The sequence below is a fragment of the Microtetraspora sp. AC03309 genome (assembly GCF_020826795.1).
Lineage (GTDB): Bacteria > Actinomycetota > Actinomycetes > Streptosporangiales > Streptosporangiaceae > Microtetraspora > Microtetraspora glauca.
The window spans coordinates 1-926 of the sequence record NZ_JADDIL010000246.1 but is presented as its reverse complement, the minus strand read 5'-3'; the positions used below and the strand labels follow the sequence as shown (position 1 = coordinate 926).

The 926-nt window shown below is 64.8% G+C and carries 1 protein-coding gene; it reads left to right on the top strand.

Going from position 1 to position 926, the window contains the following annotated elements; all coding sequences use genetic code 11:
• Positions 1-629: 629 nt before the first annotated feature.
• The coding region (locus tag IMZ11_RS42590) for a hypothetical protein (RefSeq protein WP_228649271.1) at positions 630-926 on the top strand (297 nt) is incomplete at its 3' end.

Here is a 926-nt window from a genome sequence, read left to right as displayed (position 1 = left end):
GTATCCGCCGCTGCCGCCTGTACCACCGTCAGGCGGAGGTCGCCGGCGACGGTGGCCGGCACTCGTCGCGGCTGCCGCCGTGGGCGCTGTTGTAGCCGCCGGTGCTGCCGCGCTGATCACGGCACAGGCTCGTGACGGCGCTGCTACATCGGCAGCACCCGCGCCATCTACCGTGAAGGTTCCGGCGCCAACACCGGCCGCACCGGCACCGCTGCCTACCGCCCAGGCGGACCGCCAGACGTGCCAGGTCGGGTTTATCGGCACCCAAGCGCCGACGAAGTCGGCCGCTCAGGCGCTGGCGATTCTTCCGCCCGGCATGAAGGTGCTCGATCCCGCCGTTCAGAGCAATCCCGACTGGGCTGCAGCGGTGCGCAGGGCTGGCGACTACTACCGGCAAGCGAGTGATGCGCTCCGGGCGCACATAGCACCTGGCACAACGCCTGTTCTCGCGCAAGCGGCGAATACCGCGGTTAACGCCTTCCGTCTCGTTGGAGATGCATACGTGAACGGCGATCCAATTGCGGGCAACGCCTTTGAGCTTGCGTTGGAGAGCTCCGATCAGATGGTCGCTCTCTGCCAGCGACTAGCACCGTAGAAAGGGCTGCGCCTTGGGTTTTGGTGAGGTCTCGATGCCGATGACGGAGCACTCGGTCGAGATCCTGACGGGGTCGTGGCCATCACAGTCTGTGATGTCGTGGGCTGGCTATGCGATGGCGCACGCACAGGAGGCGAACCGGCTGTTCACCCAGCTTGATGTTCAGATGGACATCAAGCAGTCCCTGGGCGGGATGGACGGCAATTTCATCGAGTCCGCTCGGGGTCTCGTCCAGAGCCGTGAGACGGCGCTGCAGAACCGTATTGAGGCGTACAGGCACATCGACAAGAAAGCCAAATGGGCGGCGAGTGAATTGCAGGCCACCAAAACG